This is a genomic window from Variovorax brevis (assembly GCF_030317105.1).
Classification (GTDB): Bacteria; Pseudomonadota; Gammaproteobacteria; order Burkholderiales; family Burkholderiaceae_C; genus Variovorax; species Variovorax brevis.
On sequence record NZ_JASZYG010000017.1, the window covers coordinates 48,503 to 65,734 of the forward strand.

10 protein-coding genes and 3 pseudogenes are annotated in these 17,232 nt (G+C 64.6%); 6 read left to right on the forward strand and 7 right to left on the reverse strand.

Annotated elements, in window-relative coordinates:
• The first annotated feature begins 351 nt into the window (after nucleotides 1–351).
• Complete coding sequence (locus tag QTI66_RS32190) at nucleotides 352–597, forward strand: hypothetical protein (RefSeq protein ID WP_286564444.1); 246 nt, start codon at nucleotides 352–354, stop codon at nucleotides 595–597.
• Between the two features lie 385 nt (nucleotides 598–982).
• The gene (dinG, locus tag QTI66_RS32195; RefSeq protein ID WP_286564445.1) at nucleotides 983–3,250 is read left to right on the forward strand and encodes an ATP-dependent DNA helicase DinG; all 2,268 of its coding nucleotides are present in this window, start codon (nucleotides 983–985) and stop codon (nucleotides 3,248–3,250) included.
• A gap of 141 nt (nucleotides 3,251–3,391) precedes the next feature.
• Here dinG and QTI66_RS32200 read toward each other — a convergent pair whose 3' ends face one another.
• Nucleotides 3,392–3,892, reverse strand: coding sequence for a helix-turn-helix domain-containing protein (locus QTI66_RS32200; protein WP_353506249.1), 501 nt, complete (start codon nucleotides 3,890–3,892; stop codon nucleotides 3,392–3,394).
• A 315-nt stretch (nucleotides 3,893–4,207) separates the two neighbouring features.
• Between QTI66_RS32200 and QTI66_RS32205 the strand changes: the two genes are divergently transcribed.
• The 3 genes from QTI66_RS32205 to QTI66_RS32215 all read left to right on the forward strand — a co-directional run bounded on the left by QTI66_RS32205 (nucleotide 4,208) and on the right by QTI66_RS32215 (nucleotide 6,596).
• Nucleotides 4,208–5,110 carry a hypothetical protein gene (locus QTI66_RS32205; RefSeq protein WP_286564446.1) on the forward strand — a complete coding sequence of 301 codons (903 nt, stop codon included), beginning with the start codon at nucleotides 4,208–4,210 and terminating at the stop codon, nucleotides 5,108–5,110.
• A 480-nt stretch (nucleotides 5,111–5,590) separates the two neighbouring features.
• Nucleotides 5,591–6,265: a hypothetical protein gene (locus tag QTI66_RS32210; RefSeq protein WP_286564447.1), complete on the forward strand. Its 675-nt coding sequence runs from the start codon at nucleotides 5,591–5,593 to the stop codon at nucleotides 6,263–6,265.
• Between the two features lie 37 nt (nucleotides 6,266–6,302).
• Nucleotides 6,303–6,596, forward strand: coding sequence for a hypothetical protein (locus tag QTI66_RS32215; RefSeq protein WP_286564448.1), 294 nt, complete (start codon nucleotides 6,303–6,305; stop codon nucleotides 6,594–6,596).
• A 959-nt stretch (nucleotides 6,597–7,555) separates the two neighbouring features.
• Here the strand turns inward: QTI66_RS32215 and QTI66_RS32220 are convergent.
• From QTI66_RS32220 to QTI66_RS32245, 6 genes and pseudogenes are all read right to left on the reverse strand, one after another.
• Nucleotides 7,556–7,987 (reverse strand): hypothetical protein, encoded by a 432-nt coding sequence (locus QTI66_RS32220; RefSeq protein ID WP_286564449.1) that lies wholly within the window; start codon nucleotides 7,985–7,987, stop codon nucleotides 7,556–7,558.
• A 537-nt stretch (nucleotides 7,988–8,524) separates the two neighbouring features.
• Nucleotides 8,525–9,541: pseudogene (locus QTI66_RS32225) on the reverse strand (IS91 family transposase); the annotation flags it as partial.
• A 10-nt stretch (nucleotides 9,542–9,551) separates the two neighbouring features.
• The gene (locus tag QTI66_RS32230; protein WP_286564450.1) at nucleotides 9,552–10,031 is read right to left on the reverse strand and encodes a tyrosine-type recombinase/integrase; all 480 of its coding nucleotides are present in this window, start codon (nucleotides 10,029–10,031) and stop codon (nucleotides 9,552–9,554) included.
• Nucleotides 10,010–10,276, reverse strand: a complete 267-nt coding sequence (locus tag QTI66_RS32235) for a site-specific integrase (protein WP_286564451.1) — start codon at nucleotides 10,274–10,276, stop codon at nucleotides 10,010–10,012. Before QTI66_RS32235 ends, QTI66_RS32230 begins: the two co-directional genes overlap by 22 nt.
• Nucleotides 10,277–10,605: 329 nt before the next feature.
• Nucleotides 10,606–11,153: pseudogene (locus tag QTI66_RS32240) on the reverse strand (IS5 family transposase); the annotation flags it as partial.
• Between the two features lie 73 nt (nucleotides 11,154–11,226).
• The gene (locus tag QTI66_RS32245; protein ID WP_286564452.1) at nucleotides 11,227–13,188 is read right to left on the reverse strand and encodes a hypothetical protein; all 1,962 of its coding nucleotides are present in this window, start codon (nucleotides 13,186–13,188) and stop codon (nucleotides 11,227–11,229) included.
• 248 nt (nucleotides 13,189–13,436) lie between these two features.
• On the opposite strand from QTI66_RS32245, the pseudogene QTI66_RS32250 reads away from it, so the two are divergent.
• Nucleotides 13,437–16,341 (forward strand): annotated as a pseudogene (locus QTI66_RS32250) (Tn3 family transposase).
• The last annotated feature ends 891 nt before the right edge of the window (nucleotides 16,342–17,232 follow it).

Consider the following 17,232-nt stretch of genomic DNA (forward strand, 5'->3'; position numbering starts at 1 on the left):
CGCGCCGAGCACGCGCAAGCGCGCACAGGGCCTTGAACGCGAGAACGGTGAGGTAGCGTCAAGCCACACAGGCAAGCCCTCCCCGCCCTTCGCAGGGAACCCGGATGCCTTTGTTTTCATGCGATACCGCGCACCCCTTCCATGTATCTTGCTGTCCCTGAACCCGCGTCAGGTCTGCGCGTGTGGTCACATCGTGGCTCCCAGGGATGGCCGGCGCGGGCGCTGACTTGAAGCGCCGGTCGGCTTGCTGCCGCGGATGACCTGTGCACAGGCCAGTGCAGAGTCAGTGCAGATGGTCAGCGCAGATGCACGCGGCGACGCGCGAAGGCGCCGTCGCTGCACAATCTGCGCATGAGCCACCTTCGTCATATCTCCGTCTTTGTCGACGAGCCGGACCCGGGGCACTTCTATTGGGTTCTCCACGAGTCCACCGAAGACGCAAGCGTCTGGATCGACATCGAGTCGAGCGCGAATGCGTTCACGTCGTGGGCGGCGGCATTTGAGGCCGGCACCGTGGAGCTTTATCGCTTGGCAAATGACGAGCGCACGGGCCCGCGTGCATCAGGCGAGGACGAAGACGCGGCGCCAGTGGGCTGAGGACGCTCACGCGGAGTCTCTGATGAATTGCGTGCACGAGCCCGGTCACCAAGGCGGACCGTATCACCTGGACAAGCGCACCGCGTGCGACCGAAACCTGAGACGTCAGTCAGTGGCTCGACCGCACTGTGCAAAGGCGCTGCCGTTCCAGCGTCTCAACCCGGTGTCAGTGTTCGCAGCAGCGGTCCGATGGGCCCCGCCGGCGAACTCATCGACCAGTGCGCAGTCCGGGGAATGACACGACCAGCTTTTCGCGGTGGACTCAGGCGTGGGCGCGGCTGCCAGTCCAATGCCGTAGAGCCGCATTCCTGCGCGACACCCTGACCCCGGCACCGTGCATCCAGCGTGAAGTTCCGATTCGGGATGCGCATCGATAATCGTCAGCATGAGTTCTTCCGCGCCGAGGCGCACGCGTCGATCAGAAACAGCGCCCGACGTTCTGGAGGCCGCACCCGGTATCGCGCGCGAGTTGCTCGACAAGGCGCGCGAGCGGCTGGAATTCCTTTACGGTGAGGTGGCCAGGACCTGGCCCGGCTTCATCGCCCGCCCCGGGCAGCACCAGATGATGCATGCGGCCCTGCTGACCTTCCTGAATGCCGGCCCACCCATGGACGACAGCGCCCGCACGGGCAATCACCTGGCACTGCTCGAAGCGGGCACCGGAACGGGCAAGACCGTGGCGTACTGCCTGGCGGCGATCGTGGCCTCGGAGCTGTTGGACAAGACCGTCATCGTGTCCACCGCCACGGTCGCGCTGCAGGAACAGCTGTTCCACAAGGACCTGCCGCGGCTGGCAAAGGTCATTCCGGACCTGCGCTTTGAACTTCTCAAGGGCCGGGGCCGCTATGTCTGCGAGAGCCGCCTGGAAGGCGCGCTCAACGATGTCGCCCAGGAGGGCCTCTGGGACGATGAGTTGCAGGGTTCGTTCACCGGCGCGAGTTGGCAGGGCCGGAACGACCCGCGCGATGCCGCCCAGGCCATGCGCTGGTACAAGAAGGTGGCCAGCTCGCTTCGCAGCGGCAAATGGGACGGCGACCTGGACAGCCTGGCGCAGCAGCCTGACGCCCAGAACTGGCGAAGGGTTCAGGCGAGCGGCAGCGCGTGCAATGGCGGCCAATGCGAGCACTTCAGGAACTGCGCATTCTTCAAGGCACGCCGCCGCGCGGCGGCCGCGACGATCCAGGTGGCCAATCACGCACTGATCCTGGCGACGCTGCAGACCGACAGCGCGCTCATCGATCCGGCCAATACGCTGTTTGTGTTCGACGAGGCGCACCACCTCCCAGGCATTGCCGCCGAGCAGTTCGCCTACCGTGCCCGGCTCGACGCCAGCGTCAGCTTGCTTGCAAGTTTGCGCGCGCTGGCCCATCGTCACAGCCGGGGCATGCCCGCCTCCACCCGTCCCGATCTGACGGCCTTCGGGCAAGCCATCACCGAATGCACGGACAAGCTCGGCATCCTTGAAAGCTGGTGGACCCGCAACAAGCTGGTGGGTGCCGAAAAGCCGGTTCATCGCTTTGTGGAGGGCCGCATTCCCGAGGAACTGGTTCCGGAATGCGAGCAGTTGGGCGCCCTCGTCGCCTCGATCGCGACGGTGGTGGAGAACATCGCCAACGCATTGAAGGAGCCCGACGAATCGCGATCTCCGACCGAGCGCGATGAGCAGGCCCGCGTTGGCGTGGAACTGGGGGTGTATCTGTCCAGGCTGGAATCCCTGCGGCAACTGTTCATCGCCTGGGCGACGCATGAGGGGGTTGCCTGGGCCAAGTGGCTGGAATTCGCGCCGGCCATCGCAGCCACGGGGGCCATGCCGGCAGGCGACCACGTCGATGCATGGCTGTGCGCCAGTCCGATGACGGCCGCCCAGCTGCTGTCGCGCGGCTTGTGGAAGAACGTGAGCGCGGCCGTCTGCACCTCCGCCACCTTGACCGCCTGCGGTCGCTTCGACTTCTTTGATCGCATGAGCGGCATGAACCGCTTTCCCGAGCGGCGGGCCCTGGTGGTCGCGTCCCCGTTCGACTACGCCAGACAGGGCGAGCTGCGCATTGCACCCATGAGCAGCTCGCCCAAGAGCCCCGAATTTTCGCAGGAGCTGTGCCGCCTGCTGCCGACGCTGCTGCGCGAGCACCCGCATGGTCAGCTGGTGCTGTTCACCTCCAGGCGCCAGATGCTGGCCTGCCACGCGGCGCTGCCCAAAGACATGAGCGCGCTCGTGCAGATGCAGGGTGAACGCTCGCGCACCGAGCTGCTCGCCGAGCACGGTCGTCGCGTCGCACGCGGCCAGCGCAGCATCCTCTTCGGATTGCAATCCTTCGGCGAAGGCATCGACCTGCCTGGTCGGCTGTGTGAGCACGTCGTCATCGACAAGCTCCCCTTTACCCCACCCAATTCGCCGGTCGAGGAAGCGTTGGCGGAATGGTTGATCGGTCAGGGACGTGACCCGTTCGCCGAGATCGCGGTCCCGCGCGCGGCGATGAAGCTGGCCCAATGGGCCGGCCGCGGCGTGCGCACCGTGACCGACCATGCCGTGATCACCGTGTGCGATACGCGCCTGGTGACGATGCGCTACGGACGCGAGATCCTGGCCGGGCTACCACCGTTTCCCGTGGTGCGCCCGGTGCCGGGAGTGCCGACCACGACCGGCTCTGGTTGAGGTATTGGCGCTGGCGCCAAGCCGGGTAGCGTCATCGACAGATGAGGGCCATTCCGGTGAGCGTCATTTCGAGTTCAGGAGAGGCAACTCGCTGCGCCTGCCTCGGGGCAGCGCCTGAGCGCGACTGCCTTGGCGCTGCGCCTACTCCGAAGAACCGGTCTCCAGACGTTCAAGGACGGCCTTGTGACTCAATTCCTTGAGAGCAGCCAACTGTTGGATCTGCTGTGCGTTGGGCCTGGATCTGCCCTGCTCCCAATTGAAAATGGTTTGCCCGCCGAGACCGATGAGCTTGCCGTATACCGCCGCGGACAGGCCCAGCTTGCTGCGGTGTGCGGCGAGTCGGCTCGCACTGAACCGGCGCGCGATCCCCTTGTCGTCGGAAAGCTCAGGTGTGCCGGGCTGCACGAGCCGCTTGGGCTTGGCCACACGCCGCAATTCCTTGCGCAGTGCCTCGATCTCACGGCGCAACGCGGCGATCGAAGCGCGATGCTGGGTGCTGGCTTGCTTGACCGAGGCGATCTCGGAGCGCGCTTCCTTGCGAGCGACGCGCACGATCTCGGCCTTGAGGATGGATGCAATGTTTGGCATGGCCGGATTGTGACCGACAGGGTGAACTGACCTGAACCAGTGCGGCCTTTGCATTCATCTCGAAGTCCTCCAACGTCGCAAGATCTCGCTGCCAACATAAAGCCGTCAACGCGAACGATGCAGCGGTGGCTCAGTGCCCGGCGGTCGAGGTCCAACCTTCGCTACGCAGGCGCAACAGCGCCATGCGCGCCGGACATTCACCATGACGCTTCGAGTCTCAACGGCGTCACCCGTGAAGCCGTGCGTCATAGGGAAGCGGCCGACGCAATGAACAGCAGTTGCTTGTCGGTCGGCTTGTCCCGGGGCGCGACGCTTGGCGCCACAATGGAGGTTGGTTGTCCCCAAGCCGCCTTAACCTACCTGGATCGGATGCAACTCGACATCTTCGAACACAGCCACGACGTGATGCTCAGAAACGACGCGGTACACGCGCTTGAGCGGCGCGACACGTCCGCTTCTCGAGCGGCTTGCGAACGACTTGCCCAGGAATATCCGGCCGATGAATCTCTGACAGCGCTGCGCGTACTGGTGGGATACATCGAAGCCGCCGAGATCAGCCAACAACAGCCGTTTCGCGACCACGAAAGCTTGCGTGAGGCGCGGCAGATGTTGCAAGAGGCCATCCGTTTCGCCGCCCAACGCACCTTCGGCGAGCCGGGTGCTTCCACGTGGCTCACTGCGGGCTGGCAGGAACTCGCGCGGCGCGCAGGATCGCTCGCGTTCGATGCGCGGCAACCGCACGATCATGCCGCCGCGCTCTGGCTGCGCGTGGGCGCCTGGGAGAACGCCGCTCAATCGGTCGCATCCATTGAATCGTGGCGACGGATACCGACGCCGCTCGCATGGATGGCCGAGGCGCGCTTGAACCTGCTCGGCCTTCGCGCGACCTGGCCGTTGTTGGCGGAATTGGGGTGGTTGTCGCCAACGCTGCTGGAGGGCCTTGCGCAACGCTCGCCGGATCCGCTCTTGCCGCAGTTGATCCGCACCTTCGAGGCGAACTTCAACGCAAATGTCGACGCGCCCCCCGAAAGCGGCGGCGAGACGGACCTGAGCTGGTTTGCGGCATGGGTGCTGATCGATCGCCCCGCTCTTCGTGAGCAGTTGGCGTTGGCGCAGGCCTCACACCATGGCCCGCCGGAGCAGGCGATGCGTCTTCTGGTCGAACTACTCGGCTTGGAGCGCCAGGGCCGCCACGCCGACATCATTGCTCGACGCAAGGTGCTGCGCGATCTTCAGCCCTCGCTATACGCGGCGTACATGAAAAGCCGCTGACGTCGACGCTGGACGCAGGGACTCGGTTGGAACGGCCTGCGTCCAGCCGATGAGTGTTCGCGGTGATCCCTATCCTCACCTGCCATTTCACCGTCGCTATCCGCTTGCCCATGCAAGCCCGGTGAAGAAAAGCACATCCGGGATAGCCTGTTCGCGAGCGTTGATCCGTTGATCCGCAGGCTCACCTGCTTTTTGCGTTGCCGCATCACACGCGACTTCGATCAAAGGAGAAGCGCTTGCCGGTTTTGAACCGGCGCCATTTCGTCAGGATGCCCTTTGCGGCCAAGCAAGCGCGACCGCACCCTACTCCGTCGGACAGGCGCGCGCTACGATTGGATCCTGAAATTGTTGACCAAGAGCCAAAGCTGAGGAACGCCAGTGACGGCGCCCCTCACCCGGGCAAGGATGCGCACCTGGAAGATGAGAGGGGACGTTCCCTACTATGCTCGCCTCCTTTCTCCGACTTCCCGTGCCTGTGTCTTGATTTCCACCTCCATCAAAGTCATTGAACGAATCCCGCTTGCCCGCCCAGCCACGGGCTTGGTCGAATGCATCGTGCAGGAGGCCGCTTTCCAGGAGCTGGTGAGCTTGCAGCGATTGATCCACGAACTCTTCATCGCGCCCGACGTGGCGCGTCTGGACCGGGCGTGGAATTGGCCGCGGTACCTGACGGCCTCGTACCTGCTCAACGACCTTCATGGCCGACTGACCGAGGCTTTCCAGATCGTCGTCTCGTCTCCGACCGGTCGGGCTGTGCCTGTCGGTCTGGCCATGCTGGTCTCCGGCTATCCGCACCCCGGCGAGGCCGGCGAGATGAGCACGTTCGTCTGGTTCCTGACCTCCGCGCCTGCAGCGGCGCTCCGGGCTTTCGGCGTCACTGATCGCTTCGTAGTGATGCCCCTGCTTCTCGACACCGCTGTCCAGGCCAGTCGTTGGCAAGGTTTGCACGGACGCGTGGCACTGCATGCCGACCACCGCGGCACGCCAAAGCAGCAGGATGATCTTGTCAAACGCTATCTGGCCTGTGGTCTGACTCGCCGGAACCACCTGAAAGGCTCCCTGCTCTCACGTTTCAGGAGGATGGACGACAGGTATTTCGCCTATGACATCGCCTCGGCCCATGCTTGCACTCTCAAGTGGGATCCTCTGCGTTGAGCGCTATTGCTGTATAGTTTTCTGGCACGACATTGACATGATGGGTTCTCTCCTTGCACGTCCTGAGTTCCCCGAACTCGAACTTTCTGCTCAGCCTGCTGAGCGGAAGGTGCAAGTGCGTGTACTCGAGAACGTACTGGCGGTCGTCGAGCGTATGCATCTGCAGGGCCGCATCATGCGCTGGTCCGACCTGGTCCGTTTCGCCGAGACGTCGGCGGTCGCCGAAGCCACTTCAGCCCATACAGACAGCCTTCCTGCAGCTCAAGACTTCGGGTCGTTTGAAGAATTGAAGGCTCGCCGCGACGCCACGGGCGTGGTGCGGCTTCGCTGAAGAGGTCGCCGCCGGCCGGTTGTCGCAACGCTACTTGGCTGCACCGCCACACCCCGCAGCCCAATCGCGTCCTGTTGGCGGAAGCGCCTACATAGTTTTGTCTCAGCGTCCCTTGGACGTCAAGGTTTGAAGGCAAGCACGCGCATCGGCTCGGCCAGGGTCTGTTTGGTCTTCCAGCAATCCGCTCCACGCGTCCAGACACGCTGTTCACGGCGGCCTCCAAGGAGCGTGCCTCGCGGTCGTCGGGGTCGCCGGGACGGGCTCTTCGGATCTCGACCGTTTCGACGCCCCTGGCGAGCATCGCCACCCCGTTCCAGGTCTCTTTGCCGCACCAACGATTCGTACCCCAAGGAGCGGATCGCGTTGCAGGCAAATTCCGCGCCTTGCACTTGAGTTCCCGCAGACACACGACGTCGGGTGCCGGGACGTCGAGCCCCGCCCGCAAGGGGTCGATGCGTTCGCGCACATCGTCGACGTTGTAGGTGGCGACGCGAACCGGGCGGCTAGGTCGGTTTGGAAACGCGCGCCGCGAGGTCGGCGATGGGGGCCGTCACGTCCAGCCAGGTCTTGTAGTCCATGAGTAGCAGACGTCGACGCGAGGACGCTGATTTGCGGGATCGGGTGGACCGCCTCGTGCTCTTTCGCGGAGGCGGCGTCAGATCCAGGTCGGCTTGGCGAGGCTTGCGCATGCACCCATCATGCGGCCTGCGCGGCCGAGGGGCGTAGGCCGCAGCCGTTCCTGCACGACTGCCGCGGCTCACGAACGCCCATAAAAAATCCCCGGAACCGAGATCCCGGGGATTGAAATCCACCAGGAGGGTGGAGGAGACAACCGGTGCCCCGGATGGGGCGAAAGACCAGTGTAAAGCGACGTGCAGCCGCAGTGACGCAAACCACGTGCCGGGGTGGGGTTAACGGCGCGTCTTGACGCGGGGCACTCGCGGCGGCCATCTCGTCAACTACATGCGTGCAATTCCGAGGCTTGGCCCGATGAAAGCAATGGTCCAAGCGGTGCTTGCACCATTGCCCTGGCACCACCAACTGGCGCTGCTCGACAAGCTGCCGGACGCCGTGCGAAGCACCGTTCCGTCCAGAAATGAGATGACGCCCGTGCTCGGGCGTATTGCAGCGACGCTGCCTGAAGGGCGGCGCTCAGGAGCGCGCAACAGTGTCCGCAACGCCGGATTTGCGGAGAAGTAGAACCAGCGCGTACTGTCGCTGCCGGCCTGCAGCCCCGCCTCCATCCATGCGCGATCCTGCGGGCCGGGCGTCGCCCCGGCCTGGACCGGCGAGTTCGCTTCTGACGGGGTCAGATGGCCGACCCATTGGCTCAGCTGGTAATGCCTGACCTTGCGCATCGTGGCCTGCACGTCGGGAGTCGTTATCGTCATGGCCACATTGTCTTGCAACCCGTGTGCGCTGTGACGGCACGCACCCTGCCCTCCCTGACCCGGTGCGCTGGCGGCAATTGCTTGCCGCCCACCGTGGCCGTTCGCGCGGGACGCGTTGAGGCGGCTTCAGCGCAGGAGGTCCCTGATTATCTAAAACCTCCGCCCTCTCGATTGAAGCGCCACGGAGCTCGCTTTCTTGGGCGCCGGTTCGACGGAGCATTGCACCGGACGGCGCGATCTGCGGCGCCGAGGACAACGTCTTGGGACTTCAGCACTGCACTTGGTCGCCGCCCGCGATCGGGCGCAGCCACACGAGCGCCGCCTCGGCGGGCGACAGCGCCCGCAGCGCAGGATCGCGGGCCAGAGACGCCGCCAAGTCCTCCATTTCATCTGGATCCACCGTGCGCCAGCGCCGCTGCAACTGATGCGCGCACGCCCCGATCCATAGCTGCTCTTGCCCGCCGGGATCGAGAATTCGTCCATGGGAGCATCGTATCAATCCACTGGATGTTTGTACAGTATTGGCTTTTGATGTCGCAATTGCCGACAGTGCTCGAGGTTGATCTCGCGGTAGCGGTTGGCCAGTAGGCCGTAGTGGCGAATGCGCTGGAATCCGGCCGGCAGTACATGCAGCAGAAAGCGACGAACGAACTCCTGCGCGTCCAGACACATGACCTTGCGACGCTCGTGACGGTAATCCTTCCATGCAAAGGCGACCCTACCGTCGACGAAGTCGATCAGGCGGTTGTTGGAGATCGCCACCCGATGGGTGTAACGCCCGAGGTAGTCCAGCACCCGTTGCGGCCCACCGAACGGCGCCTTGGCGTAGACGATCCACTCGGCATGGGCGACGGGCGCCAGGTAGCGGGCGAAGGAGTCGGGATCCTGTAGCGCCGCAAGGCTGTTGAAGAAGCGCAGTTCTCCCTCGTCGAAGGCCTGCCGCAACTGCGTGAGGAACAGGCGCCGGAACAGCCGCGACAGCACCCGCACCGGCAGGAAGAAGCCCGGGCGGCAAGCGATCCAGCGCTGGCCATCCGGGGGCACCCCGCCGCCGGGCACAACGCAATGCAGGTGCGGGTGATGCAGCAGGTTCTGACCCCAGGTGTGGAGGATCGCAATGAACCCGATCTCGGCACCCAGATGCCTGCGGTCGGCGGCGATGGTGCGCAAGGTCTCGGCGGCGGCGTGGAACAGGATGTCGTAGACCACGGCCTTGTTCTGGTACGCGATCGCTGCGATCTCCTGCGGCACGGTGAAGACGACGTGGAAGTACTCGACGGGCAGCAGTTCGGCCTGCCGATCTTCGAGCCATTGTGCGCGAACCAGCGACTGGCACTTGGGGCAGTGCCTCGAGCGGCAACTGTTGAACGAGATGCGCTGGTGGCCGCAGGCATCACACTGCTCGACGTGGCCGCCCAGCGCCGCCGTGCGGCAGCGCTCGATGTCGCGCATGACGCGGCGCTGCCCGCCGCTGATCGCGTCAGCGTGATCCTGACGGTAGGCAGGCCCGACTTGGCGGAAGATGTCCGCCACCTCGAGCCCGGTGGCTCGCATCGCTGCGCGCTCAGAACAGCGGGGGCGCAGTCGGTTCGGACGGCAGCGGCGCGACCTCAGGCAACAGATCCAGCGGGCTGGTCGTCGCGCACACTGTGCTGGTGGCAATCTTCAGGTAGCGCGAGGTGGTGGCCAGGCTGCGGTGGCCAAGCAGCAGTTGGATGCGACGCACGTCGGTGCCCGACTCCAGCAGGTGCGTGGCGAACGCATGGCGCAGGGAGTGGGGAGTGATCGGCTTGGCAATTCCGGCGGCCCGATGTGCCTTCTGACAGGCTCGTTCTACAGCAAAGCGCGTGATGGGCTGTCCGGGGATGTCGCCCGGAAACAGCCAGGTCTTGGGGCGCACGACCTTCCAGTATTCACGCGGCGCCTCCAGCAACCGCGGCGAGAGCATCACGTATCGGTCACGGCTGCCCTTGCCTTGCCCAATCCGAAGCACCATGCGCTGGCTGTCGACATCGGTCACCTTCAGATGCGTCGCTTCGGACACGCGCAGGCCGGCTGCATAGGCGGTCGTGAGAATATCGTGCGTTGCTTCAGGCTGTGGACGCACGCCAGGAAATGCGCGACTTCCTCTGGACTGAGTACGACCGGCAGCTTGAACACCTTCTTGGGCATGGGGATGTCGTCGGGCGCCCACCCGCGCTTGAGCGTCACCTTGTACAGAAAACGCAGCGCTGCCGTCGCGATGCTGACTGTGTCTGGAGCAAGCATGCGGGTCTTCGTCAGATGCACCTGATAGGTCCGGACCTCCTCCGGCCAAGCTCCTCAGGAGAGCGGTGAAAGTGCCTCGCATACAGCGAGACCTGTTGCAGGTAGGACAACTGAGTGTTGTCGGCGAGGTTGCGAATGCTCATGTCTTCGAGCATCCGCTGGCGTAGCGGTGTCATGGCGAAGCTCCTTTGCAAGTGGAACGGATGAAGTGCTGCGAACAGCAACTGCATCGTTCCTCATCGGGAACCTCTTGGGGAACTGCGACCGGCCCGCGGGTGCACGCTCAGGCCTGCGATCAGGCACTACCGCGCCAGCGGTTTAGTTCAAGGAATGAGATGTGGTCGACCACATCTCATGCCGAAATACCATTGCTGGCCCTTGCGCGTCTGGTGCATCTCGGGGTCTCGCGCCTTGTCGGCGTTCTTGGTCGAGCTCGGTGCACCAATCAGCGTAGTGTCGACGATGGTCCCGGTCTTGATCTGGAAGCCGCTGGACTGCAGCACCTTGCCCACTTCGGCAAACAGCTTCTTGCCCAGGTCATGCCGCTCCAGCAGATGGCGAAACTTCAGCACCGTGGTCTGTCAGGCACCCGCTCCACGCCCAGGTCGATGCCCACGAAGCTACGCAGGCTGGCAATGTCGTACAACGCCTGCTCGACCGCGTTGTCGGCCAGATTGAACCAGTGCTGCAGCAGATGAATGCGCAGCATGCGCTCCAGGCCAATCGGAGGGCGCCCATTGCCGGGCTTGGGATAGTGCGGCTCGATCACTGCGCACAACGCGGCCCACGGAACAATGGCGTTCATCGCATCCAGAAAGTCTTCGCGCTTGGTGCGACGGCGAAATCGCTCGAGTCCCGCACCCTGGTCCGCCGCCATCGCCAATGTCTGCTGCTTCATTTTCGGCACTCGCACTGTGACTATGCCTTCGACACAGCAAGCCACGGGCCAGGCGGAGTTGATCAGTCTTGCCTTAGTTGATGTTAGCCCCACCCAACTGAAACGGCCTGCCCGGGAGTGGCCAGTCACCGCCATATTCGAAAGGCGCGTTGTCCAGTAGCGCACAGCCACGCGGCTTGGAGCATGCGCTGTTGGCGCCGTAGGTCCACCAGATGATCGGCCCGTACAGGTAGTTGCGCACCGCCTTGGCGCCATAGTCCGCCACCGTGACCACATAACTTTCAGTGCCGTGGTTGGCGACATCTTCCACCGCGATGGGGTCGACCAGACGGCTGTCCTGCAGCGTTTTGAAGATCCTGGCGCTGGTAAAGCCGCGATCAAACTGCACCCACTGGATCTTGCGGTCTTGCCGTGCATTGACGATGAACATCTGGTGCGACGTGGCTGGCGCGAACAAGCGCGATTGGTCCGCCCAGCCATGGTCACGAACATAAGCCAACGAGGTGGGATTGCGCCCGACGTCAACGCTGAACATCGGCTTGATGTCACCCGGCGCGCCCGTCTGCGCGGCCTTTTGATCCAGATAGCGTGTGCCCAGGTCAAACACGCGCAAGCGCCCTTCCTGCGTCGCGATCAGGGCGCGATACGGTGCCTGCAGCGTCAGGCGGACGGCGGTCGGCGCTTGCGGCAGATCGATCGTGCTGATCACCCGCGGGCGCTGCTCCGACGCTTGCGCAAAGCGGGGTGGCCACTGGTCGTCCGCATCGCCCCGGCGATCCATCATGGCGTCGAATTGCTGCGGCGTGCTTTTGAAGTAGGCGCGCCAGTAGAACTCGAACAACGGACGCAAATCCACGACCGCGGCCTTGCGCTCGGACTTGCTGATGACGACCGCAAGCCCCGTGCGCGCCATGGCCGCACCCAGGTCTTCAGGATCTTCATAGCGCGCGCGAATCGCACCGTTGCCGACATCGTCGTTCCAGAAGTTTCTAACGCGCTCGTAGTCTTCCACGCGCTTGCCGGTGGTGGCCGAAATCTCGGTGGGCACGCGCAGGCCATCCGGCAGGTCCACCGCGCCGATGTACTTCGCAGCAATGAAGTTGCCCAACCCCGGCAGCCCCATGTAAGTCCGCCGGTGGCTGCCCCAGTTGGCGTACCACTTGGCCTCCTCGCGCGGGTCGCACCATTGGCATCCGTCGGCCAATGCCACGACGGCCATTTGCGCTTTCTGGCTGGCGGTGTTCATCACGGCGACCAGCGCGAATTCACCGCTGTTGGTCACGGTGATGGCCGTGGGCACCATCTCGTCAGGCAGCTTCACAGCCAGCATCGTGTGCGCGGTGTTGGAGCCTTCCGAGACAATCCAGCCGTTGGCATAGGCCACGAGCTGGTTGGTGCACCAGCCACCGCGCCCGTAGCACTTGCCCAACGCCACCGGACGGTCCAGCCGGATGCCGCGCGGCAACCAGGGGCTCAGGCCCTCTGCAACGCCGGCGTAGCGTTCCATGTTCGGCCCGTTGTTGCCGCCGTCGCGTGCGGCGCCTTCCCACGTGGTCCAACTGGGCTCGGGCTTCACCGACATCGCGTTGTGCGCGATGTTGATCGTTTGCAGCGCGGCCACGCCAAAGTAACGCTTGGCATGAAAGCCCGCGCCTGGCGTGCCGTCGGGCACATAGGCCACGTTGACGATGCTGGAGCTGAAGTCGCCGGGCTCGGCGGTGAGCGGCCCTCCGATGCTCCAGCTTCCGCAATAGTCCACGCAATTGCGGTCGCCAAATTTCAAGCGCACCGAGATGGGTTTGTAGCTTTGATCCGGGCGCTTTCGGTAAGTGGGGAGGCCTTTGGACGGCGCCTCCGAAGCGGCCGGCCCGTAGCGCCGCTCGATGTCCGCTTCAGTGCCGGCTTGCGCGGCAATGGATCGCCAGCTTGCCGCGTCGAATTCGGCGTTTGCCTTCGGCGGCGGCGGCGTGGCCTGCTGCGCGAGTGCGCTGCAAGTGGCCAGGAGCAAGAAGGTCGATGCGAGCAGGTGTGCCATGTCCAAAGGGTTGAGCGTGGAATTACTTCACGGCGGTGAACGCGCGGGTTTTTCAAACCGTGCAGCCTGAAGACCGTCGATTCTGCTGCGCCTGTGGGGGTCGATTTGTTTTCAGTGTCAAAAGTGACGGATCGAGTTCCCAGCAACCACGCGGGCCGGGTACTGTAAGTCGTTGATTTCGCGAGCATTGCTGTTCACTTCTTTGCGGCGTATCGTCTGCGGCCCCTGAACGGTGAAGGAGCGCGGCGATGCAAGGCTGGCAGACGTCCTACCTGGGCCTGCGTGACATGCCCGGCGAGATCAGCGAGTTCGAGCTGCAGGCGTTCTTCAGCTTCAGCCGCGCCGAGCTCGAACTGATCGCGCGTCGGCGCAGCGATAGCCTCAAGCTGGGCTTGGCGCTGCACATTGGCTTCGCCCGCATGACCGGACGGCCGCTGAACAGCGTGCGCGCCGTGCCCCCTGCCCTGCTTCGCCACCTTGGCCGCGAGCTCGACATCGCCGCGCCCGACCTGGTTTCGCTGCGCGCGCTGTACGCCCGCGGGCGCACCCTGTTCGATCACCAGCAGAAAGCCTGCGAGTGCCTGGGCTTCAAATGGATGACCGAGCACCAGCGCCGCGCCTTGGTGAGGGTCCTGCGCGATGAGGTCGCGCACTGCTCCGACCGCGACCAACTCTTGGTACTTGCCAGGCACTGGCTCTACGACCATCGCCTGCTCATCGTGCACGACCGCGTGATCCGCGCCATGGTGGCGGCCGCATTGGTCGAACTCGAAGCGTCGACCGGCCAAGCCATCATGACGACGGTGCCTGCCGCGACACGCAAGCGTTGGACATCGGCACTGAATGCACCGCGCCCGGACGGCGAGCACTGCCAGAGCTGGCTGTGGAGCGCGCCGGCCAGGCATTCCACGCGCCAGATCAGCGAGGTCCTGGAGCGAATTGCGTTCCTGACTGATCTCGGCCTCGATCGGCATCTGGATGAATTCAATGACGTGCTGGTGCGCCGCTACGCCCGGCGCATGGCCGGCCGGCCTCCGTCGGTCAGCGCCAGGATCAAGGAGCCGGCACGCACGCTCGAGGTGAGCTGCTTCCTGCGCTACTGCCTGCTCACGGCCACCGATCAGATCATCTTCATGTTCCAGCGCCGCGTGGCCGACCTGTGGCGCCACTGTGCCGACGGTGTTGCCGCCTCCGTGGATTGGGCGCAGGAGTACCAAGAGTTGCTGCAGCAGCTCTCCGATCTCGCAGCCCATGACGCTGTGCCCGATGCCGAACTTCGCTCACGCCTTCGTGAGATCGTCGCGGCCAAGCGCGCCCAGCGCCCGCCGAGTCGAGTGTCGGTCATCCGGCGACGTCTGATCGACGCCATCGCTCCGGTGCGTTCGCTGCTGGTGGGTGTGAGCCGCTTGCCTTGGCAGGCCACCGGCGAGCACCCTGCGCTCGATGCGCTGAACAAGCTGCGAGCCGGGTACGCCGCCGGCATCAAGCGACTCCCCAGCGAAGTCACGGCTCAACGACTGGGAGCCGCCTGGCGCGCAGCCATCGCCGACCCTGACCGCGAGCGCACCTTCAGGGCGCTGGAGGTCGCCACCCTCCTCGCGCTGCGCCGGGCGGTGCGCAACGGCTCGGTCTGGATCGAACATTCGCTGAGCTTTCGCGGCCGGGAGCGGCTCTTCCTGCCCGAAGAGCGCTGGCAGGTCGAGGCGCGGCGTCATTACGCCAGGCTGCAATTGCCCGCGAAGGCCAGTGAATTCCTGGTGCCGCTGCTCGAGCGCGTGCGCGCCGGCGTCGATGCGGTGGCAGCGGTCGCCCGTGCCGGCGCGCTGCACGTGGACGATGAATTGCACTTGGCGTCGTTGGCCGCCGATGAAGAGGACCCCCAAGTCACAAGGCTGCGGAGCCAACTCGATCAACGCATCGGCGAGGTGCAACTGCCCGAGGTCATCCTTGCCGTGGATGCCCAGGTGCGATTCAGCTGGATCATGCTCGGGCGCGAGCCGAGGACGGGCCAGGAATTGCTGATGGCCTATGCCGGCATCCTGGCGCACGGCACCAGCCTCACGGCGGTCGAGTGCGCGCGCATGATCCCGCAGTTGTCGGCTACCAGCATCCGCCAGGCCATGCGCTGGGCCGGTGACGAGCGTCGACTGGCACAGGCTTGCCAGGCGTTGCTGGAATTCATGCAGCGCCACCCGATCGCGGCGACCTGGGGCCGAGCCGATCTCGCCTCCTCGGACATGATGAGCCTGGAGACCAGCCGGCGCGTGTGGCAGGCGCGCCAGGACCCGCGGCGCCAGACCGCTTCCATCGGCGTATACAGCCACGTGCAAGACCGTTGGGGCATCTTCCACGCGCAGCCAATCGTGAGCGCCAGGCGGGCGCCGCCATCGAAGGTGTCATTCGACAGGAACGGATCGAGACGCCCCAACTTGCTGTGGACACGCACGGCTTCACCGACTTCGCAATGGCCCTGTCCCGATTGCTGGGCTTCGACCTCTGTCCAAGGCTCAAGGAACTCAAGCAGCGGCACCTTTTCGTGCCACGCGGCATGAAGGTCCCTCAAGAGATCGCTGCTGTCTGCCAGGCCAGCGTGGACACCACGCTCATCAAAGCCCACTGGGACAGTCTGGTGCACTTGGCCGCCTCGGTGATGTTGGGCCATGCCAGCGCGGTGACCGCGCTGGCTAGGTTCGGATCGGCAGCCCGGGGAGACCCAATCTACGACGCCGGTGTTCAACTGGGCAAGCTGCTGAGGACGGCGTTCCTGGCCGACTACTTTGTCAATGCCGGTTTCCGTCGTGAGCTGCGACGGGTGCTCAACCGGGGCGAAGCAGTCAACGCGCTCAAGCGCGCGATCTACACCGGCCGCGTCACTGCGACCCAGCTCGTCGTGCCGACGAGATGCAGGCCGTGGCCGATGCCCTGAGCCTTTTGGCCAACATCGTGATGGCGTGGAACACGGCGCAGATGCAGACGGTGCTGGACCGCTGGGCCAACCGGCGCCAGATCGTGCCGCCGGAATTGACTGGGCGCATCGCGCCGACCCGTCTCGAAGGCATCAACCTGCTGGGCGTCTTCAGATTCCCTGTCGAGCGCTATGCGGCGCAACTCCTACCGTCACAAAGTGCAGGCAAAACAAGGGCCAGCGGCTGAAATCGACCTCTGGATGGCTCGCCTTGGAGAGCCAAGCGAGGGGTAACACAAACTCGTGTGGCGACAAAGACTTGCGAGCGCCACCAGCGCGAAACCCGCGCCGATGCTCATCGGTCGAAGCGTCACTTTTTGCACTGAAATCAAATGGACCCCGTTCGGCATGGTTGGCCGCGTCACCGACGGCCAAGCCACGGGAGCCTCGGGCTGCCTGGCACATTTGCAATGACGGTTGCACACAACGTCGATGTGCAACATTTCATTGCAATCGAAACCGAACTTGCATCCACCCTGCCGTGAGCCGCGGCGCAAGCCACCCCTGTGCTCAAAGGCGGCACCCCTTGCTCGGCGTGCCCTACCTGCAAGACAGCACTTGAGCCGAAGGCCACTTCGATGGACGGAACACCCGGGCCGGACGTGGATTATTGAAACGGTGCTGGGCGTGGTCGCCTTCAGACTGGGTCGGATCAATGCTGAACCGATTCCTGCGACGCAGTTCGCCCACAGGTGCTGAAGACCCCGGCCTCCCCAAAGTCAGCCAGCCATTCCCGCCGTCCGATGCGCCAGCGCCGGCGCGCAAACACACGCCCCCGCCGGACCCATTTGCGGGTGTGGAAGTGACGGAGCTCTCCGAGCTGGAAGCGCGAGCGCTTTGCGCGCGGGAAGACATCCCGGTTTTCTGGTCCCGGCCGTACATCCGAGCTCGCGAGTAGCCTTGCCTGGCCGTGGTGGAGCTGGTTGGTGCCATCGTCGGCTCGACGCTCGAGCGCGTGGGCGCGCGTGCGGCATCGTCTCAAGGCCAAGAAGACCTCGGCATCAACGGCCGGTTTGAAGGTGCAGTCGTAGCCGGCAGGCATCTTGACGGCGCCCCCGCTATAGCAGATTTGAACGGCT